Raw genomic sequence first — 24,348 nt, 5'->3', positions numbered from 1 at the left:
GAAAACAGCAGTTTAAGGGTTCAGCCGGTATGACAAGCTGAACGCCCGGTCTATTCCGCGCTGCTGCAGATCCGCCGGAACGCGCGTTTCAGCATGTCCAGTTCGGCGCGCAAAAGCTCCACCTCAGCCCTCAGGTCATCTGCAGCGGGAGTGCCCGCGATCACCGTGATGTCGCCCAGCCTGTTCGTCGTTGCGGTGTCGACGATCACAAAACAGTGCACCCCTTCGGAAAGGGCGGAGATGGGCAACTGAATACTCAGATCCCAACCGCCATCCGCGCGTGAAACGCTGAACTGTTCCAGCGGTTCACCGAGATAGCGCACTTCGATCTTGGGTTCCGTTTCGGCCTGCAGATGACCTTGCCAAAGCCCGTCTTCAAACCGTGTGCATGTGAGGGAGTGAAGGGTCATGCGGCAAGCACCTTACAAGTCAGCTCGGAAATGGCGGCAGAACGTCAAATCGCGCAAAACGATCCGATTCATCCCAGGATCGTCAAAGATCAGATCCAGCCAGATCTTTTCAACACGTTTCTCGTTCAAAGACAGATGCGCAAGGTCAAAGTCCATTGCGTTCGAGGTTCGGTTTTCGTCAAGTTTGCGCAACACCTGTTCCGTATTTGGGCCGTGCTGAATGTTGAGACGTGCGAAAATTTCTCCGTTCCGCTCGCCTTCGATCAACGTATCGACACGCATCAGGTGTTGGCGCGTCAAGTCCTGCGCCGCATCTTGTGGCAGCTCGACCGACAGAGAAAGAAATGAACCGGTGAACCCGAACACCTCGATCGCAAGGCTGAATGGGGCCAGGTCCTTGTCACGGCGATTGCGTATCTGGCGCATTCCGATTTCGGACTGCTCGCAATCATGAAACAGGGTTACCTGCCGGTCCATCGGCGCTTTTCGCGGGGCCGACGCGATACCGTGCCTGGACAGCCGCCCGCGCCACAAATCCGGACGCCACGACCAGTCCGTAGCAAGCGGTTTGGGAAACTGCACCGAACCAATCAGTGGCCGGGCCAGCCGTTCGTCGGCCTGTTGGATCAGCCAGTCAAGAATAGTCCGAAATTTACGCGCCTCATCCCGTTGCCTGCGCAGCAATGGCTCAGGCGTTTCGGTCGCAGCCTTTGCGGCTTGGCGCCAATGCCCCAGAGTCTTGCGATGCATATAGCGATCCAGAAAACTGCCCATGATCCTATCGTCCAAAGTTGTACCTGTTTAGTCAAAGACCAAGTGGCGGTTAAACCCGAATTACAGCATTTCAGCGCTTAATTTTCCGGAAATGTGATCTGCGGCGGGCTGGACAGAACCGCACCTTTCTGCCAAAGCCGCGCCCGTTCTTGCAATAGACCGGGGCAGTGCTTACCGTCTGATACCGGATCGCAGTGGAACATCCGTCAAACAGCGCACATCCGAATTTCTCAGGACAAGGGCGGTCATGGAACCCACTCTGTTTTCGTTTATCTGGAAATACTCGAAGAAACAGCAGCTTGTATTGTTGCTGCTGACCGTATTGTCGTTTCCCTTTCTCTATGCCTCGCTCGAGTTGCCCAAACAGATCATAAACGATGCAATTGGGGCGCCCACTGACACGGTGACGATCTGGGGCTACACTGTGACGCAGATCCAATACCTTTGGATTCTGTGCTTTGCTTTTCTGGCCACGGTGATTGCCAGCGGGTTGATGAAGATGCGCATCAACACGATGAAAGGCGTTCTGGCCGAGCGTATGCTGCGCCGCCTTCGCTTTTCCCTGATCCAGCGAACGATGCGGTTCCCGAAATCCTATTTCGCCACCACCAGCCAGGGCGAATTGGTTTCGATGATCACCTCCGAGGCCGAACCGATGGGTGGGCTGATGGGCGACGCGATTGCCCAACCGGTGTTTCAATTCGGGCAGATGATGACAATCGTCACATTTCTGTTCATGCAAAGCGTCTGGTTCGGATTGGCCAGTGTCGCGCTCATCCCGTTGCAGGCCTGGTTGATCCCGAAACTGCAACGCCAGATCAACCTGCTGAACAAGGACAGAATTCAACAGGTTCGACATCTAAGCTCTGAAATCGGTGAGAGTGCGGCGGGCATCAGTGATCTGCGCACCAATGGCGGCTGGCGTTATCGGCTGGCGCAGTTCAGCCATCGGCTGGGCATCTTGTTCGAGATCCGCTTCAAGATCTACAACAAGAAATTTTTCATGAAGTTTATCAACAACCTGATCACGCAGATGACGCCGTTTCTGTTCTACTCGGTCGGTGGTTATCTTGCGATCACGGGAGAGGTGACAGTGGGCGCACTGGTCGCCGCACTTGGGGCCTACAAGGATCTGAGTGGCCCTTGGAAGGATTTGCTGACCTACTACAATCAGGTGCAAGACATGTCGCTGCGTTGGGAAATCGTGATAGAGCGTTTTGCCCCAGCCAACATGATCCCGGAGAGCCTGTTTTCCGGAGAACCCGAAACCATCCCGCACCTGACCGGTGACATCGAGTTGCGAAACGTGACGGTCCGCGATGATGACGGCAAGACCATTCTTGAAGATATCGATCTGACAATCCCAAAGGGTGCCCGGGTGGCGATACAGTCGCCACAAGCGGCCGAGCGTGGTGCGCTGGCTCAACTGCTGACAAGAGAGCTGCTGCCGGTACAAGGCGACGTGATTATGGCGGGTCACAATCTCAATTCGCTGCATCAAACAGTGATTGCCGCCCGAATTGGGTATGCCTATTCACGCCCCTACCTGTTCGATGGAACACTGGGGGACAATCTGCTGATGCCCCTGCGGATCCGCCCGCAACATCAGTCGGACGCGATAAAAGCCCCTTCGCGTCGGCAGATCGAGGCCGTGCGGGCTGGAAACCCCCCCGATTCCCTGTCGGATGAATGGGTCGACCCCAGCCTGGCCGGGCTGGATAGTGCTGACGACATCCGCGACTGGTGGTTCCAGCTTGTTGAGGCGATGGGGATCGACGAGTTCATGTTCCGCCGTACTTTACGTTCCCGGTTCGATCCGGAACAGCATCCGGCTTTGGCAAAAGACGTTGTTGATCTGCGTGGGATGGTCGCCGAGCGTCTGCGCGAGCGCGGCTTGGACCGATATGTCTTCAGATTCGATCCGGATCAGTTCAACCCCGCCGTTCCTTTGGGCGGCAACCTGCTGTTTGCGTCTCCGTCGCAGGATATCTCTCCGGAAACGCTTGCCGAAGATGACCGGTTCCAGGCGATGCTCAGCGCGAACGCCCTGGACGATGACGCTATGAGCATTTCCAGTGCCGTGCTTGAAACACTGACCCAGGCATTTGGCCGGGATGGCACGGACCACCCGCTGTTTTTGCGCCTTGGCCTGTCCCGCGACATGTTCCACAGCCTGCTGGACATCGAAGACCGTCGCAAAGCCAAGGGTGATGCCGCGATCAGTCAGAAAGAAAAAGCCCTGCTGATGACCGTGCCCTTCCTTCTTACGGCCGAGCAGATTGGTCCGAATTTTCCGGACGAGTACAAGAACAGAATTTTGACGATTCGAAAGACGCAGGCAGAAAGAATCCGGGAATCGATGCAGGGGATGTTCCTGCCAGTGTCGCCGGATCTCTACATTCCGCGTCTGACCGTGATCGAGAATGCGCTTTACGGACGCATTTCGATCATGGCCGGGGCCAAAAAAGACGAGATCGAAGATGTAGTTGCCGAAGTTATGAACGAAGCCGGGCTGCGCCGCCGCGCCGCCGCGATCATTTACGATCTGCCGTCCGGACTGGGGGGAAACAACCTGCCGACCGTTTTTCAGGAGCGTGCCGCGTTTTCGCGGGCGGGCATCAAACGCCCCGACATTCTGGTGCTGGACAAGGTGCTGGCCAGCCACGATTCGGAAAGCCGACTGCGCACCCGCCTGAAACTGCGTGAGCTGCTGCCTGATTCAATCATGATCTTCATGGAAGATCATTTTGCCCATCCCGAAGCGTATGACCTGTTCGTCGAAATCAAGGACGGCCGTATTGACGGTGTGTCAAGAACTCAAACAGAAGCGGAAGAAGGCGCTACGGCAGACTTGAGCCGGAAGCTCAAGATCATCTCCTCGACCGAGTTGTTCTCCAAGTTGGATGGCAGAAACCAACGTTTGCTGGCGTTTTCCGCACAATGGTACGAGGCCGCAGCCGGGCAGACCATCTTTGCCCGCGGCGAGGCACCTGACGCGGCCTACCTGTGTATTTCCGGTCAGGCCAATTTGGAATGGAACGACAGCAAGGGTCTCAAGCGGGTAATCTCGGTCATCGAGCCGGGACGATTGATCGGAGATCTTTCGATTATCACCAAGGACGCCAGACAATTCGATCTGGTTGCAACACAGGATTGTACCTTTCTCAGGATCGGCGCCGGAGAGCTGCGCGCCGTCGTGGAAAGCGACGTTAATGTCGCCGTACAACTTCTTGAAACCGTTGCCGGTTACCTGATGACAGTGTCCGATCGTGTTGCCGCCGCGCAAACCCCAGAGGACATATTCACCGATACCGGCAGTACCAGTGGAACCTAAAATCACGACACATACGGCATACGCAGCCCATGAGATGCTTGTCCGCGACGCACGTGACAGACCGGAACTGTGGCGACTTACGGTCGGGTTGGCGATTGTTGGTGGTGTTGCAGTTTTCCTGAACCTCACCCTGTCTTCTGTGATTTTCAGTCTTGGCACCGCGCGGTGGGTTTCCGGCTTTCAGGCAGGGGCAACACCGTCCGCATTGTTGATACTGTTGTCTAGCTTCGGGTTCATTACTGTGGGGGTCAAACTGGCCGCCGGGGCGATGCAAAACCGCACGTTGCAAGCCATCCTGGGTCCCCGCCGTCTGGGCGTTCGCCAGTTCTGGCGCGTACTTCTGGCATTGGTGCTGCTGGCCGCGTTGATCTTCATCCTGCCGCCTTACAATCTTGGTGCACCGTTCAAACCCAATTTGGCTGTCGAAACGTGGCTGCTGCTGTTGCCGCTGTCTCTGACTGCGGTTTTGATACAAACCAGCGCCGAGGAAATCCTGTTTCGCGGCTACATTCAGCAATCACTGGCTGCGCGGTTTCGGTCGCGCCTGATTTGGATGGGTCTGCCTGCCTTGTTGTTTGCGGCCGGTCACTACGCGCCGGCCACATCCGGAGAGAACGCCCTTCTGATCGCAATCTGGGCCGGCGCTTTTGGCCTGATCAATGCCGATCTCACCGCGCGGTCGGGTACCCTTGGCCCGGCTATGGCGTTGCACTTTTTCAACAACGTTGTGGCGCTGCTGTTTTTCTCGATCCCTGACAACCTCAGCGGTCTTGCCTTGTTCCTTCTGCCCTATGACATGTCTCAGACAGACGTGATACGACACTGGCTGTATGTGGATTTCGCGATGATGATTGTTTGCTGGCTAACCGCACGACTTGCGCTTAGGCGCTGATTGCATTTCCTGACGTAGCGCCTTATTTGACGTCAAAACCGCATCAGCAAGGTTCCGACATGAACTGGATCACAAACTACGTCCGCCCCCGGATCAACTCGATCTTCTCGCGCAGGGAAGTGCCCGAAAACCTGTGGCACAAGTGCGATGAGTGCGGAACCATGCTGTTTCACCGCGAACTGGCCGACAACCAGAATGTCTGCACGCAATGTGATCACCACATGGCAATCACGCCGCGAGAGCGGTTTAAGCATCTGTTTGATGGCGGTATTTTCACCGAGGTCGAAGTCCCCGCGCCGAAGGACGATCCGCTGCATTTTCGGGATCAAAAGAAATATCCCGACCGCATGAAAGCGGCCCAGAAGAAGACCGGCGAGAAAGAGGCGATGCTGGTCGTGAGCGGTGAAATCGGCCGCACGCCAGTTGTGGCCGCCGCGCAGGATTTTTCGTTCATGGGCGGATCGATGGGCATGTATGTCGGCAACGCCATCATCGCAGCCGCGCAGGAGGCCGTGAAACTCAAACGCCCGCTGATCCTGTTTTCGGCTGCCGGTGGCGCGCGAATGCAGGAAGGCATCCTGAGCCTCATGCAGATGCCCCGTACCACGGTCGCGGTGGAAATGCTGAAAGAGGCGAACCTGCCCTATATCGTGGTGCTGACCCACCCGACCACCGGCGGCGTCACCGCGTCTTATGCAATGCTGGGCGATGTGCATATCTCGGAGCCGAATGCGCTGATCTGCTTTGCCGGACCGCGCGTGATCGAACAGACCATCCGCGAGAAACTGCCAGAAGGATTCCAGCGCGCTGAATACCTTCTGGATCACGGAATGCTGGACCGCGTTACAAAACGCACCGAAATGCGCGATGAACTGATCACCATCACCCGAATGCTGATGGGCCTGCCGCCAGCCGTCAAAGGCGACCTTCCCGCACCAGAGCCGGAGGAAGCACCGGTCGAAGCTTCGACCGAGGGCGCAGGCGAGAAATGACGACCCCGACATCCGACGTCATCCTTGATCGGATGATGGCGCTGCATCCCAAGATCATCGATCTGACTTTGGATCGTGTGTGGCGTCTATTGGCAGCTCTGGACCACCCGCAAAACCGATTGCCGCCGGTCATCCATATTGCCGGAACCAACGGCAAAGGTTCGACGCAAGCCATGATCCGCGCAGGGATCGAAGGGGCCGGGCTGACAGCTCACGCATACACATCCCCCCACCTGACCCGCTTTCACGAGCGAATCCGACTGGCGGGAGAGCTGATCTCGGAGCCTGACCTTACGGCGGTTCTGGACGAGTGTTACGCCGCAAACAACGGTGAGAATATCACCTATTTCGAAATCACGACCTGTGCGGCCCTGCTGGCCTTTGCCCGCACGCAAGCTGACTATACGCTCCTTGAAGTCGGGCTGGGTGGCCGGTTGGATGCAACCAACGTCGTGGACCAGCCTGCGGTGACAGTCATCACGCCGGTTTCGATCGACCATGAACTGTTCCTTGGCGACACATTGGGCAAAATTGCAGCCGAAAAGGCCGGCATCATCAAGCCCGGAGTGACCTGTATCGTGGGCCCGCAAGAAGACGAAGCGCTCGAGGTCATTGAATACACCGCCGCGCGACTGGGTGCGCCACTGCTTGTTCATGGCCAACACTGGCACGTCCACGAAGAAAACGGACGCCTGATCTATCAGGACGAAACAGGATTGCGCGATCTGCCGCTTCCCAATCTGCTGGGCGCGCACCAAATCCAGAACGCAGGCGCAGCGCTGGCGGTTCTGCGCCATCTGCAAATGGGCGATGACGCCTATGAGGCCGCCGTGACCAAAGCCGAATGGCTAGCACGCATGCAGCGCCTGAAAACAGGGCCACTGACAGAACAGGCTCCGCTCGCTGAACTGTGGCTCGACGGGGGCCACAACGCTGCTGCTGGTGTGGCGTTGGCCGACGTTCTGGCGAAACTGCCCAAGCGCCCGACCCACATGATCTGCGGCATGCTGAACACCAAGGACGTCACTGGTTATCTGGCGCCGCTTGCCGATCAGGCCGAAAGCCTGACCGCCGTATCCATTCCCGGCGAGGCCAACACGCTCAGCGCTGACGACACTGCGGCTGCGGCCGCAAGGGTCGGCCTGCCAGCTTCAACAGCGGAAAGCGTCGCGGCAGCCCTGACAGCAGTCACGGACAAAGACCCACAGGCCCGTGTCCTGATCTGTGGCTCGCTCTATCTGGCGGGCAACATCCTGCGCGAAAACGGCTAGTTGTTTTTCTGTTTGGAAAACCTCGGAGCGCGCTGGAGCGAGGGGGCAGAGCCTCCTATTTCCCCCAGTCCTGATCCTGCATTTCCCGCAGGCGTGAGGCGGTGCGCTCGAATTCAAACGTTCCTTCACCTTCGACATACAACATCTCGGGCTCGGCCGCCGCCGAGCAGATCAGCCGGACCCGGGCCTCGTAAAGGGCGTCAATCAAAGTGACAAACCGTTTGGCTTCGTTGAAGTTGTTGCGGGACAGGCGCGGCACGTCTTCCAGAACCAGCACTTTCACCGCTTCCGCAATGGCCAGATAGTCTGCCGGGCCCAGCATACGTCCGCACAAATCATAGAAGCTGGCCCTCGCTACGCCATTGCGAAAGGCCGGAAGTTCAACGGCCCGGCCGTTCACCTTCAACACCAGTGGCTCCGCCGCGCCTCCCGACAGGTCATTCCAAACCGCCCGGATATTCTGCCGGGCCTCTGGCCCGATCGGCGTAAAATACACCGGCTCACCCGCCAGACGGTTCTGACGATAATCGGTGGGCGAGATCAGCTCCCAGACTTCAAGCTGTTCCTTGATATGCGCGATGAATGGCAGAAACAACTGTCGGTTCAGCCCGTTTTTGTACAGCTCATCCGGGTGCCTATTCGACGTGGTGATCACGACCACCCCGCCTGCATGCAAAAGGTCGAACAGGCGGCCCACGATCATCGCGTCCGTTATGTCCGTGATCTGCATTTCGTCAAAGGCCAGCAATCGGACTGATTTGACAACTGCCTCGGCAACGGGTGCCAGCGCGTCCTCGACCCCTTCCTTTCGGGCCTTGTGCATACCCGCGTGAATTTCCTGCATAAAAGCATGGAAGTGCACGCGCCGTGCAGGAATATCCTCCAGCGCATCCACAAACATGTCCATCAGCATGGACTTGCCGCGCCCGACGCCACCCCACAGGTAAAGGCCTTTGGGGGCAGGGGGGGCTTTTCGGAAGAAACCGCGTTTGACAGGTTCGGCTAGGGTGGCGCGAATACGCTCGAACTGTGGCAGAACGGCCTCCTGCGCGTCATCCCTGATCAGGCTGCCATCGGCAATGCGGGCCTCGTAAAGTGAAATCAAATCCGTCATGTCTGAGCCATAGCGTCCGCTCTGCCCCTTGAAAAGCGGCCTTTTTCTCTCGGCTTCGTTTTTGACGGGCTTCGCTCTGAAAAAATCTGTCAACGTGTTGCACGAGCGCCGGAACCAAGACAAAGTCCGCGCCAGACAGAAGCGTGGCTAAACAGGATTGCGGACATGTCACAGGCAGGAAACGTCTTATTCATAATCATCGACCAACTGCGTGCAGATTGTCTGGCAGGCGCATTGGCGAAGCATGTGGATCTGCCCAATTTGCGCACGTTCATGAGCGATGCGGTCACCTTTACGCGTCACTTCTCGGTGACCAACCCGTGCGGCCCGTCCCGGGCTTCGATACTGACCGGTCAGTACGCGATGAACCACCGCTCTGTCCGCAACGGAACGCCGCTGCGCCACGACATTCCCAATGTCGCGACCGAGATGCGCAAGGCCGGATATCTGCCCATGTTGTTCGGCTACACCGACACGTCCGCCGATCCGCGCGTGTTTGATCCCAAAGACCCTTCGCTCAAGTCTTATGAGTACCCGATGCAGGGGTTTCACGAGGTGGTCGAAATGCGGCTCGAGGAATCTTTTCCCTGGCAATCTCATCTGATGCAAAAGGGCTATTCGTTCGACGATTACTGGGATGTCTACAAGCCCGTATCACCAACTGGGAGTACCCCGAAACTGAATGATCCGGCGCTGTACCGGGCCGAAGACAGTGACACGGCCTTTCTGACGGACGCTTTTCTGAATGGTATCGCCGCGTACCACAAACAGAACTGGTTCGCCCATCTGACCTATATCCGGCCGCACCCGCCGCTTGTCGCACCTGCGCCGTATAATGACATGTACGATCCTGCCGAGTTGCCTCTGCCCGCCGGATTCCCGGACCAGCAGGCCGAAGCGGCGCTGCACCCGTTTTTTGCCCCTTCGATGCAATCCCAAACGGCCACCGGCTTTGTAAAGGGCATGGGGCAAATTGAACCGACACAGGAAAACGTTCAAACCCTGCGTTCCGTCTATCTGGGTCTTGCGACTGAGGTCGATCATCACGTCGGGCGTGTAATCCAGTACCTGAAGGAAAGCGGGCAATATGACAACACCTTGTTGGTGATCACCGCCGACCATGGCGAGATGCTGGGCGATCGGCATACCTGGGGCAAAATGACGGTGTTTGATGCCGCCTATCATACGCCCCTGATTATCAGGATGCCGGGGAATTCAGCCCGCGCGGGTTCGGTCGTCGACGTGCCAACGGAATCCGTGGACGTTACCCCAACCATTCTCGACTGGGTGGGCAAATCAGTTCCGAACTCGATGGACGGACGCTCGCTTGTGCCGCTGCTGAAGGGTGATGTTCCCGAAGACTGGCGCAGGTATTCGTTCAGTGAGCTTGATTTTTCGGAACCTGAAAAGCCAACTCTGTGGCAGCAGCAATTGGGAACCGGCAACAGCGACTCGAACCTGAGCATTCTTCGGGACGACCGGTTCACGCTGGTTGAGTTCGCCGCTGATCTGCCTCCGATCCTTTTTGACCATGCCGGCAAGGGTGAGCTTGAGAATGTCGCGAACAATCCCGAATTCGCTTCGGATCTGGGCCGGCTTGGGCGTCAGATGCTACGGCACCGCATGCGCAATGCGGACCACACGCTTTCCCTTTATTCTCTGACGCCAGAGGGTGCCAAGTCGAAAGAGCGCTATCCAGACTAGGGCAGTGCAGCGTGATCATGAGCCCAAGGCAGGTCCGGCCTGTTTTTGTCGCATCTCTGCCCCCTACACCTGCGGGGGTTCTGATGTTACGCCTGTTCCGTGGGGAGAACTGTCTTGGACACCACCGAACAGCATATGAAAGCAATGACCATGGCCGGTCTGAATCTGATCGGTCAGGCCCTTTCGATTTACGACAGCCAATTGCGGCTTGTCGTCAGCAATCGCCGCTTTCAGGAAATGTTCGATCTGCCCGACACCCTGGTCCGCCCCGGCGCCTTGTTTCACGACACCATTCAGTTTCTCGCCAGCCGAGGGGAATATGGCGGCGACGGAAATGTGGACGAAATGGTAAAGGCCCGCGTCGAGCAGGCGCTGAATTTCGAACCGCATTACATGGAACGGGCGCGACCAAACGGACAGGTTATCTCGATCGAGGGGGCACCGTTGCCACAGGGTGGTTGGGTCGCGGTGTATACAGATATCACCAGCACAAAACGGGCTGAGAACCTGTTGCGCGCACGGTCCGAGGAACTGTCCGGACAGTTGCTGAGCCATGCCGAGGAATTGTCAGCCGCGAACCGAAAGCTGGCCGCAACCAACTCAGCTCTGGAAGAGGCAAAGCGCCAACTGACCGAGATTGAGGCCCGCACCCGTTTGACGACGGAGATGATGCCGGCCCATATCGCTCATCTCAGACGAGACGGTATCTACGACTACTCAAACCGCCGCCTGAGTTCCGTCATGCCGGGCCGACCGTCTGAGATTGCAGGCCTGCACATCTCCGAGGCGCTGGGTCCTTCAGCGTTTGAACGGGTCGAACCCTATCTGGAACGCGCCTATGGCGGCGAAACTTCGGTTTTTGAGTTTACCGAGGATCAGGATTCGCGCCGGATACGGGTTTCTTTCACCCCGGACGGGGCAGGGGGCGTCTACATAATGTCGGTCGACGTGACCGAAGAAACGCAAGCCAGGGTCGCCTTGCAACAGGCCAGCCGCCGCGCAATGGCGGCGCAGATGACCAGCGGCATGGCACATGATTTTTCAAACCTGCTGACGATCATTCTGGGGATGCAGGCGCGGCTGAACAAGATGGACCTGCCCGAAGAGGCGCAGGAACTTGTTTCGGCCACTCAACAAACAGCGCGCCGTGGCGGACAATTGCTGAACCGGATCGCGGATATGACGGGAAACCGGACACCTCAACCCAAGGCGACCGACATGCGAGGGCTGCTGGAAGACCTTCGCATTCTTGCGTCGCCATCATTGCCGCGGGGGGTGGGGCTGTCGGTGGTCAATACATTGCCGGACGAGGCGCTGATGCTCGACCCTGGTATGGTCCAGGATGCAATGCTCAATCTTGTCCTGAACGCGCGTGACGCATGCGGCAATTCCGGTCAGATCACCATCAGCGCCCATGCGATCGGAAGAATATGGGCCGAAATCACCGTATCCGACACCGGGCCCGGATTTTCACCCGAAGCTTTGGAAAAGGCTCTTAACCCGTTTTTCACGACCAAAGGCAGCGACGGGTCGGGGTTAGGCCTCCCGATGGTTTACGATACCGTCAAACTGGCTGGCGGAGACCTGAATTTGCGCAACACGCAATCAGGTGCATCCGTTGTCATGCGATTGCCCTACAGGCCCGCACCATCAGGCCGCGGCGGTCTTGTTCTACTTGTCGAGGATAACGACGAATTACGTTGCCAGTTCCGCGACCTGCTTGTTGACCTCGGCTATTCTGTGATCGAGGCCACGTCAGTTGATGAAGCGCTCGGTTTGATCTTGGATATTGACGACATCGCGCTGGTTCTGTCCGATATCCGGCTTGATGGACCAGCCACCGGGATTGATCTGCTTGAGCGGCTGAAGCTTGGCCTTCCCTGTATTCTGATGACATCCTTGCCCTATTCCGACCCTCTGCATCGACAAGCGCTTGCTTTGGCGCCGGTGTTGCGTAAACCGTTCTCCCGGGCACAATTGTCTGCACTGATCCGAACCGAGGCCGCCTGATGAACCAACCATTGGTGACCATCCTTGATGACGAGCCCGAAATACGGCGCATATTGACGGATGCGTTGGAAGAGGCCGGATTCCGCACACAAAGCTTTTCACGCGCCCGCGAATTCGAAGCCTCGCTGAAACGGGTGACACCGGACGTCTGCCTTGTTGATCTGTCGCTTCCGGATACAGACGGGCTGGCGTTGGTACACCGACTGGCGCTGGAACAGGGGGCAGCCGTAATTATCATTTCGGGCAGGGTGCAGGTGCAGGATCGCGTCACCGGGTTGGAGCTTGGGGCCGATGACTATATCACCAAACCTTTCGACCCGGCCGAGGTTGTCGCCCGAATCCGCGCAAGATTGCGCGCACCAAGAACCCAGTCTCCGCAGTCGGAAGTGGCATATTTCAATGGCTGGACCGCATATTTCGATCGCTATGTTCTTGTGGACGGAACCGGTTCGGAAACTCCGTTCAGCCATGCCGAAGGTGAGGTTCTGCGCCTGTTTCTGGAAAGCCCGAAACGGTTGATCAGTCGGGCGCAGATGCAGGAAACCTTAGGCGGCGCCGCAGGTGAGAGTTTCGACAGGGCGATGGATGTGCGAATTTCACGTCTGCGCACAAAACTGGGCGAAGATCCCAAAAATCCGCGCCTTATCAAAACAATTTACGGTGCCGGGTACATTTTTTTGGGAGAAGTTGATTGGCAATGATTTGCTCAGCCCACGATCTTCCCAACTGCATCTGCTTGAGATTTTCGAATTTCATCGCTTTTTCATACAGTTGGGGGATGTCCAATTTTATCTTTGAGCCAGCTATGGATTCTTGCAACCGTCCCGCTTAACTAACACCAACCCGTCTTTCCTGAAAAGACAAGCAACAAGATCGTTTCCGACACATTGAAGATCGCGTCGGCAGCAGGTGTCGAACGCAATTGAGGGCCTGGAGAGTAGAATGGTCAGAAATTTCTGGGATCAATGGCGATCCGGCCACATAGGCCGACTGGTTGGCAGCAGCTTGCGCAGCCAGGGTTGGCTTTATGGCATCGCCATGGCCGCCATGGTCGTTGTCGCGGGGACAACCGCGGGCACCGCCTGGATGATGGAAAACATAGTCAACGCCATGACGACGCCAGAAGCCCGTTCAAAGGTCTATCTCGTCGCATTGGCAATTATGGGGTTGTTTTTTACAAAAGCAGCGGCGTCTTACATGCAGTCTGTGTTTCTGGCGCGTGCCGGGAATCGGATCATCGCCGTACAGCAGGAACAGCTATATGCGAAACTGCTGAAACGAGGTGTCGGTTTCTTTGCCGACACTGAATCCTCTGATCTTTTGATGATCGTGACACAGGGTGCTCTGGCTGCAAGGCGCCTTGTTGATGTCGTTGTCACGAGTTTCGTTCGCGACGCGCTGACCCTTGTCGGTCTGGTATTTGTGATGGTTTATCAGCAACCTATTTTGTCGGTGCTGTTTTTCGTGGTGGGACCAATCGCCCTGCTAAGTGTCAGAATTTTGCTAAAGAGCGTGCGCGTTATCATGCTGTCCGAAATGAAATCTCTGGCGGAGATCATAAAAGTTCTTCAGGAAACTTCGGGGGGCATCAAAATTATTAAGGTTTTTGCACTAGAAAATCACATGGCCGACCGCATGAATCAAGCGATCAAAGCCGTCGAAAGCCGTGCCAACTCCATTTCACGGCTGCAATCAATCGCCAGCCCATTGATGGAATTTTTGGCAGGTATAGCGATTGCGGCCATTCTGATCATCAGCACGATTGGAATTGCAGGCAGCGAACCGACCACACCGGGGCAACTGATGTCCTTCATCACCGCTTTGCTGATGGCTTATGAACCGGCCAAACGACTTTCCAAGATGCGCGTGGTCATCGAGACGACATTGGTGCCAATCGGCATGATGTTCCAGTTGCTGGACCAGGAAGACCCGATGCGTGAAAGCATCGAACCCGTTCAGCTGCGCCCAGGTCCCGGCGAGGTTCGGCTAAATGATGTGACTTTTGGCTATCAAGGTTCCTTGCCCATTCTCAAGAATATGGACCTGACTTTTGAAGCGGGAAAAACCACTGCGCTGGTGGGGCAGTCTGGCGGTGGCAAGTCCACCATCTTTGGCCTGATCATGCGTTTCTATGATCCGGATCAGGGGCGCATCGAAATCGACGGACAAGATGTCATGGACGTGAGCTTCGCTTCTTTGCGGCGTAAAATCTCTTACGTCGGGCAAGACACCTTCCTGTTTTCCGCCAGCGTAATGGACAATCTTCGATACGCGCGTCCCGACGCAACGGTTGAAGAAGTCATGGAAGCCGCCCGCGCGGCACATGCCCATGACTTTATTACTGAATTGCCAAACGGATATGACACGCAGGTGGGTGAAAATGGCGCGTTTCTGTCCGGTGGGCAGAAGCAACGCCTGGCAATTGCGCGTGCAATCCTGCGCCAGGCAGAAATTCTGTTGCTTGACGAGGCAACCAGCGCATTGGATGCGGAATCAGAATCTTATGTGAAAGAAGCGCTCGACAAACTGACCAAAAATGTCACCACGATCGTGATCGCGCATCGGTTATCGACTGTGTTGGAGGCCGACAAGATTATGGTTGTTCAGGATGGAGAGGTGATCGAACAGGGTAATCTCGACAACCTGATGCAGCGTAACGGGGCATTCCGGCGTTTGTTTGACCAGCAGTTCAAGCAGCCTGCCTCCTGAACCAATTTATGCATAGCTTCCCGGATTTGAAATTCGGGCCCGGGATTAAGCAAGCTTCACCCGGCGCGGCGGTTAGCCGGAAACGCCGGCAGATGCTATTCTCGCAATGCCTTGTCTTTTATTTTTTGAAAACAGGTTGGACTAGGTAGTCGAGGACTGACTGTCGACCCGTGAGAATATAACCATGCCAGGGATGATTTCTATCTCTGCACAGTTGCCGTCCAACATTGTGCTGTCGGTTTTGGATCTCGACCACAAACACCTCTTCTTCGTTTCGTCGGACCGATTGATCGTATCCGCACCGACGCGGAAAATCCCGCCGTCCAGCCTGCCGCAGCGGGCAATTTAAAAGGCGGCGGTCGTCTTGACCTTGAACAGGCCCCCTGAAAACAGGCCAATGAGGTTCTGTTGACTGATATAACAAACGGATGGACGATGAAACAAAGATTATCAGGCGATCAGATCATTGGAGGAATCAAAGAATACAAAGCGAGGGTTACAACCCTGACGTTGGGAAACAAATATGGGACTAGCGAAGCTACGTCCTAGGAACAAAACCAAGTTTGGCGGCATGATCGTTTCGGATGGGAAGTAGCTACGAGCGTTGGGAATGCGAGCGATCATCTAAAGTGAATGCTGAAAGATGCTATGCTTAACAACGCCGTACCCAAGGATCTCGCAACAATCAAACTACTGACGCTTGATGCAAAGTTCAGAGCTGTAGCGGTCGTGTGAATCAGCCGACTTGGACAGGATTTTCTTTCCGTATTAGTTGTTGTGGCAGGTAAATGAAGACCTACCCCACTGATTGCGGGAACCGGAGAATGAAAGGCAATTATTCGTCTTACGTCGCCTAGACAGGCCTTCATCTGCGCAAGCTTGATCTTGTTCGCCATGTGGTTCCTCCGTTTTCATAACAATAATGGCGGACCACTTCAGAGGGGGAGGATCAATTGTAGGCTGGCAAAAGCAAATTACGGTTGTCTGAACCAGGCCACCCAGCCTGCTTCGTCTAAGCTGTGCAATAGCTTCGCTCAGCAGGCCGTGACCGCAACTATTTCACGAGAATAAGCAGGAACAAATAATACACCCAATCGGCCCGGATCGATGTGTTGTGCAAGCTTTTCGACCGGCGGTCGCTGACGACTGACTTTGAGGGATGGGGGACGACATTCTGATCGCTGGCACAGGCGCCACAACGATGACCGGCGGTTCCGGTGCCGATATCTTTGTCATGAACTATGGCAGCGACACGACCACGATTACTGACTTCCAGCCGGATCTGGACCGGCTGGGCCTGTTCGACTAACCGCTGATGCGAACCCCCTCGCAACTGACTATCACCGCGACAACTCAAGGCGCGCAGATTGACTACGTCAATGAAACCATTTTGGTTCACTCCGCAACTGGTGGCCCCTTGACCAGCGCCGACATCTTTGGGGCGGGGTTTGGCGGGCCTGACCATATCCCGGTCAATTTCGGCAATTTCGGCGGGCTCGTGCCTGACGGCTCGGGTGGCGTGCTGGGGGACATCACAGTCGACACACAGACGGCCAATCCTGCGCTGGCGGACGCAGAAATCAGGTTCACTCCAAACGGAGGTGGCACGATCAGTGTTTTTGCCGATGAGAACGGGCAATTTGATCTGGGCCTGCCTTCCGGCACGTTCCCTGGTCAATTCGATGTTGTAAAAAGCTATTCGACCGCCAGCGACCAGATAACCGCACTGGATGCACTGCAGGTTCTGCGTATATCCGTGGGGCTTGATCCGACCTGGGGGCCCGCCACGCCTGAAAACCTGATCGCGGCTGACATCACACAGGACGGAACGGTAAACGCTCTGGATGCGCTGGCGGTATTGTAGGTCGCTGTTGGTCTACCGACCACACATCCTGCGGAATGGGTGTTTCTGGACTCCGCTGCGGATCTTTCCGGGATTACCCCGACCAACGTAAACTATGTAACGGGCACAAACGCTGTCGCCGTGGATGGACAGTTTTCGGTCGACATGACCTCGATCCTGCTCGGCAATCTGGAGGCGGCCTGAAACCCGGCGCGATGATGCGCCTGGTTACTCGCGAAATGCCCGATTGAAATAATCGGCCATCGGCTTGATCAGATAAGACAGCGGCGTTCGTTCATCCGTTTTGATCATCGCCTCAACCGGCATACCGGGAAGCAGAGCTTGCCCGTTCAGTCGTTCAACTTCGCCGTCGTCTGGGGCTACCTCAGTCCGGTAGAATGTAAATCCAGTACTCTCGTCCATGAAGGTGTCGGCAGATACGTTTATCACATGACCATCGATCTCAGGTGTCTCACGCTGATTGAACGCCGGGAAGCGCAGGGCGACCTCTTGCCCGACATACAATTGATCAACATGCAGCGCATCCACACGCGCGGCAACCAGCAGCGGTGTGTTCTGCGGCACGACATACATCATTGGCTCACCGGGCTGAATCACCGATTGCAGCGCAAAAACCTGACTGTCATAGACTGACCCCGAGACCGGCGAACGGATATCCAAACGCGACAAACGCTCGGTCAAGGCCAGCCTGCGTTCCGACAGTTCAGACACCTGAGCCTGTACTTCACGTAACGCGGTGATCGCCTCCTCCCGCCGGGTGGCGGTGAGCTCGACGATCTGAATCTCTGTTGCGGCGATCTGACCTTTCAGGCGGGCCACCGATGCTTCAAGACGACCAATTTCACCGGTCAGGCTGGCATTTTCACGTTGAAGGGCCGACACCCGGCTGGCCTGCGTCAAACCACGCTTGAGCAGGTTTTCCTGATCCTCCAACTCGTTCTGGATCAGATCGACCTGAGTGCGCAGCGACACCAACTGAGCCTGCGTGCCTTCGATCTCACTTTCGATCTGGGTGATTTGTTTGCCCAGTTGCTCTTTCTGCTGGGCCATCGTATCGATCCGCGCCTCAAAAAGCCTTTGTTGGCCATCAATCAAATCTGAATCGATTTTTTCCTGTTGCTGAAGGGCGCTTAGACTGGATGCCAAACCGTCTGCGTTGCTTCCGTCGCGTTCAGCCTCCAGCCGCGATTTCCGCGCCAGAAGTTCAAAAAGCTGAGATTCGACAATGCTTTTTTCCGAGGACAAAAACGTATCATCCAGCCGCAGGAGCAAATCACCCTCGGCGACGACATCGCCATCCCGCACAAAGATCTCGCCGACCACACCACCGTCGGGGTGTTCGACGACCTGACGGTTGCTTTGGACTTCGATCACCCCTTGCGAGACGATAGCGCCCGCCAGTTCTGTCTGCACCGACCAGAGCCCCAGTCCGCCGACCAGGATGGTCAAAGCAGAGAAACCGACAAGCGCCGGAACCGTAATACGCCACGCCGGACGTGGATGTTGTTCAAGATTCGCCGCCATCAGCTGCCTACCTGATTGAATTTTCGTTTGATGGCTTCGGCGTTTTGCACAGCCGCGCTCAAAATCTCGTCCCGACTGCCGAACTTCACCACCTGACCGCGTTCGACCACGGCCAGATCATCGCATTCCGAGATCGCCTGCGGACGATGTGTCATGATGATCGCCCCCTTGCCCTCGGCTTTCAGGCCACGAACGGCGGCATTCAAAGCCTCGGTTCCGTCTGCATCCAGCGCAGAGTTCGGTTCGTCCAGAATCAACAGGACCGGATCCCCATATAGGGCACGTGCCAAGGCAATACGTTGTTTCTGCCCACCTGAAAGCTGGCTGTCATTGCCTTCCAGAAAGGTGTCGTACCCTTTTTCCAGTGTCAGGATCAGGTCATGCGCGTTGGCTTTCTTCGCAGCGTCAACGACTGCCTCGGGATCGGGGTTTTCGGACATCCGGGCGATGTTCTCGGCCACCGTTCCGTTGAACAGGGTAACCTGTTGCGGCAGATAGCCGATATGCTGCCCCAGATCGTCCGGATCATACTGATCCAGCGTAGCACCGCCCAACCTTATTTCGCCGCCAGCCGGTTGCCATAGCCCCAGCAGGGCCTTGGCGAGTGTCGTTTTACCCGACCCGCTTTTGCCGATAACTCCCAACGCCTTGCCCGGTTCCAGGCGCAGCGTGACATTGCGCAGTGTCGGTGTATCGGCACCTGGCGGAATGACGGTCAGGCGCTTGGCCTCCAATTTCGCTTTTGGCACCGGCAACTTGGTGCGCGGCATCTCGGGCGGGGTGGTGTCCAGAAAACGGTTCAACGAAACCCAGGCCGTCCGCGCCTGCTGGATCATCCCCCATTGGCCCACCGCCTGTTCCACGGGCGCCAATGCCCGGCCCAAAAGGATCGAGCCTGCAATCATCGCACCGGGCGACAATTCATTGCGAAGCACCAGCCAGGCCCCAAGCGCCAGCATCGCGGATTGTAAAAACAGCCGCAGCGATTTGGTCAGTGAAGTAAAGCTTCCAGTCCAGTCGCTGGCGGAAATGGTCTGTGACAATGCACTCGACCGTTGCCGCAACCACCGCTGGGTCACAGCCCTCTGCATTCCTTGCGATCGGACCACTTCCGCGGCTTGCCTGGCATGTTCGGAAAACGAGTTTGCCTGCGCCGATGCCCGTTGGGCTTCCGCTACTTTGTTCCGGGTCAGAACCTGGTTGAGCAGAGCAATGAATATCAGCAGCGAACCGCCACCAACGGCCAGCCATCCAAGCAAGGGGTGAAACAGGAAGATCGCGGCCAGAAACACCGGCGTCCAGGGGATGTCCATCACCGCCAGAAGAATGGGGGACGCGCATAGTTTCTGGATAATTTCGAGGTCCCGCAATGCCGTTGCAGGTGCGGATCTTGTTTTCGGATCAAGCGATCGCCGTAACGTGGCGTCGAACACCCGTTCGTCCAAAGCGGATTGGAACCGGGCCCCGAACCGGGCGACAATCCTGCCGCGTGCATAATCCAGCATGGCCATCAGGACATAGAGCAGTGCGACCAGCAGGAACAGCGCCGTCAGCGTCTCGACCGCGCGCGATCCCAAAACCCGGTCATAGACCTGCAACATGAACAATGGCCCGGTCAGCATCAGCAGATTGACAAAAACACTGAACAGAAACGCGAGTGCCAGGAACGTCGTTCCCTGATTGCGGGTATTGCGCAATTCGTGTCTGGGGGACGCAGACATTCTGAAATCCGGGTTCACAGTTCAAGCCTTTGCTGATTGCGGTACGCAGACGATCCCGTCTGCAGCGTCCGGCATCTTAGAACGTTGTCGCGGGGCATAAAATGCGCCGTGTCGATGATCGGCAAAAAACCTCTGACCAAAGCCATTGCAACCCCCTGGATGACTGGCGAGTCAAAGCGACTGCCTCTTGAAAGCCACTATGACGGCGTACGCAGGAAATGTCGAACCTATTGATACCAATTGCTGAATCTGTCGGGCTTTTTCTTTTTTGACACATCAACCCATCGAATTTGTGATGATCCAATAGCTTTGGTCCTGCATGTTCATTCTCAATCAGAATGCATGGAAAATCTCCGGGGCTTTGCCCCACAATATTTTGCAGGTCGAGCAACAGGTGATCGTTTAGTTTTGTCACGAATCGTGCCGTTATCCGACGAACGAGAAATGGTCGGATGACCGCAACCATGATGACTCAGAATATCTGACGTCTTTGATTTCGAGAAGGAATACCGATGAAGACGCACGCGCAGGCTGTAGTGATCGGAGGCGGCCTTGTTGGTTGCTCAATCCTGTATCACCTGGCCAAGCTGGGCTGGAGGGACGTTGTCCTGCTGGAACGGGACGAACTGACCAGCGGATCGACCTGGCATGCGGCGGCAAATATTCACGGGCTGCACGATAACAACAACGTCACCCGCATCCAGCATTATACAATGAACCTGTATAAAGAGCTGGAAAAGGAAACTGGACAGGGTTGCGGCGTGTTCCAACCGGGCTCGCTGTATCTGGCGCAGACCGAGAACCGTGAACACCAGTTGCGTCTGCAGGAGGCCAAAGCGCGGTTCTACGGGCTGAACTTTCACGAAATCAGCCGCGAGCAGGCCAAGGAGTTGCACCCACTGGCGCAGTTCGATGACATCCGTTGCATCATGTACGAACCCGACGGCGGCAATGTTGACCCTTCGGGTGTGACCCACGCCTATGCCGCGGGGGCCCGCGCAATGGGCGCATCGATCGAGCGATTTTGCCCGGTCATCGGGACGGAACAACAGCCCGACGGTTCGTGGATCGTGCGCACCGAAAAAGGCGACATCCATACTCAATGGGTGGTCAACGCCGGGGGCCTCTGGGGACGCGAAGTCGCGGCGTTGGCGGGGATCGAGCTGCCATTGCAGCCGACCGAACACCAGTATTTCGTGACCGAGGCGATTAGCGAGGTCGCGAGCCTGGGCTGGCGTCTGCCCTCGATCGCCGACCGGGATGGCGAATACTACTTCCGCCAGGAAGGCAACGGCCTGCTGATCGGAGCTTATGAAAAAGACATGAAGTTCTGGGCAGAAAACGGTACGCCGCTGGACTTTGCCCATGACCTGTTCCCCGATGACCTGGACCGGATCATGGAGAATGTGATCCGCGCCACCGAGCGTGTGCCGGTGGCCGCCACGGCCGGGGTCAAGCGGGTGATCAATGGACCGATGATCTGGTCCCCGGACAGCAACGCGATCTGGGGGCCGGTCCCGGAGCTGCGGAACTATTTCTGCTGCACCGGCATTATCCCCGGCTTCTCGCAATCGGGCGGTCTGGGCTTGCTTGCGGCGCAGTGGATGATCGAGGGCGAGCCGCAATACGACATGTTTGCCTGGGATCTGGCCCGGTTCGGCGACTGGGCGGACAAGAAATTCACCAAGGCGCGGGTCGAGGACCAATATACCCACCGTTTCGCCATTCATTTCCCGAACGAGGAACGCAGTGCCGGGCGACCGGCCCGCGTGCGCCCGGCTTATGAGATGCAAAAGGATATGGGTTGTGTCTTTGGCCTGAACTGCGGCTGGGAACACCCGCTTTGGTTTGCAGATCAGCCCGGGGCGGTCGAAACAAACGGTTTCACACGACAGAACTGGTGGGAACCGGTGGGCCGCGAGGTGAAGATGCTGCGCGAGAGCGTTGGCGTGATCGATATCTCGAACTTTGCAAACTACGTGATCAAGGGACCAGGCGCCCATGCGTGGCTGGACAAGCTGGTCGCCAACCGGGTGCCGACCCAGGTTGGCCGGTCCTGCCTGACACCACTGATCTCGGTGCGTGGCGGTGTGGCCGGAGACTTTACCATCACCAAGGTGGCTGACGACGAATACATGATGATCGGCTCGGGCATGGCTGAACGCTATCATCAGCGCTTCTTCAACATGATCGACCTGCCCGAGAGCACCACGTTCGAGGTGGCGACGGACCGGATCGCGGGTTTCAACGTCGCAGGGCCCAAATCGCGTGACCTTCTGCAGCGGTTGACCAATGCGAACTTGTCGAACGAGTCCTTCCCTTTCATGCGATCGGCCTCGATCGAGGTGGCAGGCGTGTCCTGCCTCGCGATCCGTGTCAGCTTTACCGGTGACCTGGGGTGGGAGTTGCACTGCGCCGAAGAGGACCAGATCAGGCTCTACTCTGCGCTGCTTGAGGCGGCGAAGGATTGCAATGGCGGCCCGGTGGGTGGCCGTGCGCTTGGGTCGTTGCGGATCGAGAAGGGCTATGGCTCGTGGGGTCGCGAGTATTCACAGGAATATTGGCCGCAGGAGGTCGGGCTGGCGGGCCTGATCAAGCTGGACAAGGATTTCCTGCACAAGGACGCCTATCTGGCCATCAAGGATAACGCCGCCCGCGAAGTTCTGTCGATCTTCGAGGTCGACGTAACCGATGCCGATGCGACAGGCGGCGAGCCGATCTTTACCCCGGACGGCACGCCAGTCGGTCGCGTGACCTCGGGCGCTTACGGCTATTCAGTCGGCAAATCCCTTGCCATCGGCTATGCCAACCCCGCTGTCGCCAAGCCCGGCGATACGGTCGATGTCTTCATTCTTGGGAAACCGCACAAGGCCAAAATCCTGGCTGAGCCGCCCTTTGACCCTGCAGGGCACCGCCTACGCGACACGGCCCCGGTTGTGGAAGAAGTCGGCGCATAACAAACAGTGCAGCTTGTTCCGGTCAGGTATTCATTTCAGCGGCAGCCTTCAAAAGCCAGTCCTGAAATAGCCTGACCGGAGGCGAGGCCGATTTTTCTTTGAGCTGCATGAAATAAGCCCATGGGCTTTCCAGCTCAAAGCTAAAGGGTTCAACCAATAATCCCCTGTTTACATAGGGCCGCGCCAGCGAACGGGGCAGTGCTATGCACCCCAGAGACTTGACCGCCATCTCCATCGCCAGGTTCGAAATATTGGTGCGCAAGCCGTCCTTTTGGTTCAGATCCGATAATCCGAAATGCTGCGCAATACGCTCCCAATAGGCGGGACGACCCAGTATGTGGATCAGTGACGCATCCTGCAATTGGGTGGGAGAGGTCAGGGGCTTTCCATCGACTAAAAAATCCGGGGCACAGACCACGGCCAGCTTTTCAACCCAAAGACATCTGGCACCTTCCGCCACGTCTTCAGCATGATTGATCGTCAGAGAAATGTCGGAAACATTTGCGCCGACATCGGTCCAGACGGTGCCATGGACCGTCAGATCGATATCCGGATGCACAGCATTGAAGCCCCGGATTACATCCGGCAACCAGTTTTCCGCCAGGCTGACAGGGCATGACACCACGACCCGCCGCTTGTGCGTGTTCAGAATGACGGATTGCGTGGCCACGTCGATTTCGTTCAGGGCATGGCGCACGGATGGCAGATAGGCCTCACCCACATCTGTCAGGGTCAATGACCGGGCATGGCGAACAAAAAGCGGACGATGCAAAAATTCTTCAAGCGAGCGCACGTGGTTGCTGACCGCCGACTGCGTACAGTTCAGTTCCTGCGCCGCGCTGGTAAAGCTCAGATGGCGCGCTGCCGCCTCGAACGAGCGCAGGAAGGTCAGGTGGGGCAAATTCATCATGGCAACGGTATCTCAGATGGGACGCAGAACCAAAGTGAAGCGCATACTGTGCACCTTCTTGTCCGTCAGCGACGCCTGAACGGTTCTTTTTGGTCCCGCAAAGATTGGAAAGTGTCGCAAAAAATCAAGGGCCAATGCCCCCGATAGTTTTCGTCCTGCCAA

18 protein-coding genes are annotated in these 24,348 nt (G+C 56.8%); 12 read left to right on the top strand and 6 right to left on the bottom strand.

Annotated elements, in window-relative coordinates; all coding sequences use genetic code 11:
• Window positions 1-50: 50 nt before the first annotated feature.
• Both ACR0CG_RS10380 and ACR0CG_RS10375 read right to left on the bottom strand, forming a co-directional pair.
• Complete coding sequence (locus ACR0CG_RS10380) at window positions 51-410, bottom strand: hypothetical protein (protein ID WP_480524622.1); 360 nt, start codon at window positions 408-410, stop codon at window positions 51-53.
• A 12-nt stretch (window positions 411-422) separates the two neighbouring features.
• Window positions 423-1,184 carry a DUF6478 family protein gene (locus ACR0CG_RS10375; RefSeq protein WP_480524620.1) on the bottom strand — a complete coding sequence of 254 codons (762 nt, stop codon included), beginning with the start codon at window positions 1,182-1,184 and terminating at the stop codon, window positions 423-425.
• 247 nt (window positions 1,185-1,431) lie between these two features.
• On the opposite strand from ACR0CG_RS10375, the gene ACR0CG_RS10370 reads away from it, so the two are divergent.
• Genes ACR0CG_RS10370 through ACR0CG_RS10355 form a run of 4 tightly spaced genes read left to right on the top strand, consistent with a single transcriptional unit; the run spans window position 1,432 to window position 7,673 of the window.
• Complete coding sequence (locus ACR0CG_RS10370; RefSeq protein ID WP_480524618.1) at window positions 1,432-4,518, top strand: ABC transporter transmembrane domain-containing protein; 3,087 nt, start codon at window positions 1,432-1,434, stop codon at window positions 4,516-4,518.
• The gene (locus tag ACR0CG_RS10365; protein WP_480524616.1) at window positions 4,508-5,410 is read left to right on the top strand and encodes a CPBP family intramembrane glutamic endopeptidase; all 903 of its coding nucleotides are present in this window, start codon (window positions 4,508-4,510) and stop codon (window positions 5,408-5,410) included. Before ACR0CG_RS10370 ends, ACR0CG_RS10365 begins: the two co-directional genes overlap by 11 nt.
• 59 nt (window positions 5,411-5,469) lie before the next feature.
• The gene (gene accD, locus ACR0CG_RS10360; RefSeq protein ID WP_170614077.1) at window positions 5,470-6,402 is read left to right on the top strand and encodes an acetyl-CoA carboxylase, carboxyltransferase subunit beta; all 933 of its coding nucleotides are present in this window, start codon (window positions 5,470-5,472) and stop codon (window positions 6,400-6,402) included.
• Complete coding sequence (locus ACR0CG_RS10355; RefSeq protein ID WP_480524613.1) at window positions 6,399-7,673, top strand: bifunctional folylpolyglutamate synthase/dihydrofolate synthase; 1,275 nt, start codon at window positions 6,399-6,401, stop codon at window positions 7,671-7,673. Before accD ends, ACR0CG_RS10355 begins: the two co-directional genes overlap by 4 nt.
• A 55-nt stretch (window positions 7,674-7,728) precedes the next feature.
• Here the strand turns inward: ACR0CG_RS10355 and zapE are convergent, their stop codons facing one another.
• Window positions 7,729-8,787 (bottom strand): cell division protein ZapE, encoded by a 1,059-nt coding sequence (gene zapE / locus ACR0CG_RS10350; protein WP_170614075.1) that lies wholly within the window; start codon window positions 8,785-8,787, stop codon window positions 7,729-7,731.
• Window positions 8,788-8,952: 165 nt separating this feature from the next.
• Here zapE and ACR0CG_RS10345 point away from each other — a divergent pair, with 165 nt between their 5' ends.
• The 7 genes from ACR0CG_RS10345 to ACR0CG_RS10315 all read left to right on the top strand — a co-directional run bounded on the left by ACR0CG_RS10345 (window position 8,953) and on the right by ACR0CG_RS10315 (window position 17,257).
• On the top strand, window positions 8,953-10,491 hold the full coding sequence (locus tag ACR0CG_RS10345) for an alkaline phosphatase family protein (RefSeq protein WP_480524611.1): 1,539 nt from the start codon (window positions 8,953-8,955) through the stop codon (window positions 10,489-10,491).
• 144 nt (window positions 10,492-10,635) lie between these two features.
• Complete coding sequence (locus ACR0CG_RS10340; protein ID WP_480524731.1) at window positions 10,636-12,501, top strand: PAS-domain containing protein; 1,866 nt, start codon at window positions 10,636-10,638, stop codon at window positions 12,499-12,501.
• Window positions 12,501-13,202, top strand: coding sequence for a response regulator transcription factor (locus ACR0CG_RS10335; RefSeq protein WP_480524609.1), 702 nt, complete (start codon window positions 12,501-12,503; stop codon window positions 13,200-13,202). Before ACR0CG_RS10340 ends, ACR0CG_RS10335 begins: the two co-directional genes overlap by 1 nt.
• A 241-nt stretch (window positions 13,203-13,443) precedes the next feature.
• Entirely contained in the window at window positions 13,444-15,210 is a 1,767-nt protein-coding gene (locus ACR0CG_RS10330) for an ABC transporter ATP-binding protein (RefSeq protein WP_480524607.1), read from the top strand.
• 1,159 nt (window positions 15,211-16,369) lie between these two features.
• Window positions 16,370-16,519 (top strand): hypothetical protein, encoded by a 150-nt coding sequence (locus ACR0CG_RS10325; protein ID WP_480524605.1) that lies wholly within the window; start codon window positions 16,370-16,372, stop codon window positions 16,517-16,519.
• Window positions 16,520-16,627: 108 nt separating this feature from the next.
• A complete protein-coding gene (locus tag ACR0CG_RS10320) occupies window positions 16,628-17,074 on the top strand; it encodes a dockerin type I domain-containing protein (protein ID WP_480524603.1) in 447 nt (148 codons plus the stop codon).
• A gap of 39 nt (window positions 17,075-17,113) precedes the next feature.
• Complete coding sequence (locus tag ACR0CG_RS10315; protein WP_480524602.1) at window positions 17,114-17,257, top strand: hypothetical protein; 144 nt, start codon at window positions 17,114-17,116, stop codon at window positions 17,255-17,257.
• Window positions 17,258-17,281: 24 nt separating this feature from the next.
• Here ACR0CG_RS10315 and ACR0CG_RS10310 read toward each other — a convergent pair whose 3' ends face one another.
• Both ACR0CG_RS10310 and ACR0CG_RS10305 read right to left on the bottom strand, forming a co-directional pair.
• Window positions 17,282-18,598, bottom strand: coding sequence for an HlyD family type I secretion periplasmic adaptor subunit (locus tag ACR0CG_RS10310; RefSeq protein ID WP_480524600.1), 1,317 nt, complete (start codon window positions 18,596-18,598; stop codon window positions 17,282-17,284).
• Window positions 18,598-20,319, bottom strand: coding sequence for a type I secretion system permease/ATPase (locus ACR0CG_RS10305; RefSeq protein WP_170614065.1), 1,722 nt, complete (start codon window positions 20,317-20,319; stop codon window positions 18,598-18,600). The genes ACR0CG_RS10310 and ACR0CG_RS10305 overlap by 1 nt, the downstream gene beginning before the upstream one ends.
• A 512-nt stretch (window positions 20,320-20,831) precedes the next feature.
• Here ACR0CG_RS10305 and ACR0CG_RS10300 point away from each other — a divergent pair.
• Window positions 20,832-23,276 carry a GcvT family protein gene (locus tag ACR0CG_RS10300; protein WP_480524598.1) on the top strand — a complete coding sequence of 815 codons (2,445 nt, stop codon included), beginning with the start codon at window positions 20,832-20,834 and terminating at the stop codon, window positions 23,274-23,276.
• A 22-nt stretch (window positions 23,277-23,298) separates the two neighbouring features.
• Here ACR0CG_RS10300 and ACR0CG_RS10295 read toward each other — a convergent pair whose 3' ends face one another.
• The gene (locus ACR0CG_RS10295; protein WP_480524597.1) at window positions 23,299-24,186 is read right to left on the bottom strand and encodes a LysR substrate-binding domain-containing protein; all 888 of its coding nucleotides are present in this window, start codon (window positions 24,184-24,186) and stop codon (window positions 23,299-23,301) included.
• Between the last annotated feature and the right edge of the window lie 162 nt (window positions 24,187-24,348).

The organism is Ruegeria sp. AB8, assembly GCF_056542605.1.
This window is presented reverse-complemented; position numbering and strand designations above follow the sequence as displayed.

Coding starts and splice junctions, on each gene's coding strand:
- zapE (WP_170614075.1), bottom strand. CDS start 8,787: ATGACGGATTTGATTTCACTTTACGAGGCCCGCATTGCCGATGGCAGC.
- ACR0CG_RS10340 (WP_480524731.1), top strand. CDS start 10,636: ATGACCATGGCCGGTCTGAATCTGATCGGTCAGGCCCTTTCGATTTAC.
- ACR0CG_RS10325 (WP_480524605.1), top strand. CDS start 16,370: ATGGGGGACGACATTCTGATCGCTGGCACAGGCGCCACAACGATGACC.
- ACR0CG_RS10305 (WP_170614065.1), bottom strand. CDS start 20,319: ATGTCTGCGTCCCCCAGACACGAATTGCGCAATACCCGCAATCAGGGA.
- ACR0CG_RS10380 (WP_480524622.1), bottom strand. CDS start 410: ATGACCCTTCACTCCCTCACATGCACACGGTTTGAAGACGGGCTTTGG.
- ACR0CG_RS10330 (WP_480524607.1), top strand. CDS start 13,444: ATGGTCAGAAATTTCTGGGATCAATGGCGATCCGGCCACATAGGCCGA.
- ACR0CG_RS10300 (WP_480524598.1), top strand. CDS start 20,832: ATGAAGACGCACGCGCAGGCTGTAGTGATCGGAGGCGGCCTTGTTGGT.
- ACR0CG_RS10295 (WP_480524597.1), bottom strand. CDS start 24,186: ATGATGAATTTGCCCCACCTGACCTTCCTGCGCTCGTTCGAGGCGGCA.
- ACR0CG_RS10375 (WP_480524620.1), bottom strand. CDS start 1,184: ATGGGCAGTTTTCTGGATCGCTATATGCATCGCAAGACTCTGGGGCAT.
- ACR0CG_RS10310 (WP_480524600.1), bottom strand. CDS start 18,598: ATGGCGGCGAATCTTGAACAACATCCACGTCCGGCGTGGCGTATTACG.
- ACR0CG_RS10370 (WP_480524618.1), top strand. CDS start 1,432: ATGGAACCCACTCTGTTTTCGTTTATCTGGAAATACTCGAAGAAACAG.
- ACR0CG_RS10355 (WP_480524613.1), top strand. CDS start 6,399: ATGACGACCCCGACATCCGACGTCATCCTTGATCGGATGATGGCGCTG.
- accD (WP_170614077.1), top strand. CDS start 5,470: ATGAACTGGATCACAAACTACGTCCGCCCCCGGATCAACTCGATCTTC.
- ACR0CG_RS10345 (WP_480524611.1), top strand. CDS start 8,953: ATGTCACAGGCAGGAAACGTCTTATTCATAATCATCGACCAACTGCGT.
- ACR0CG_RS10335 (WP_480524609.1), top strand. CDS start 12,501: ATGAACCAACCATTGGTGACCATCCTTGATGACGAGCCCGAAATACGG.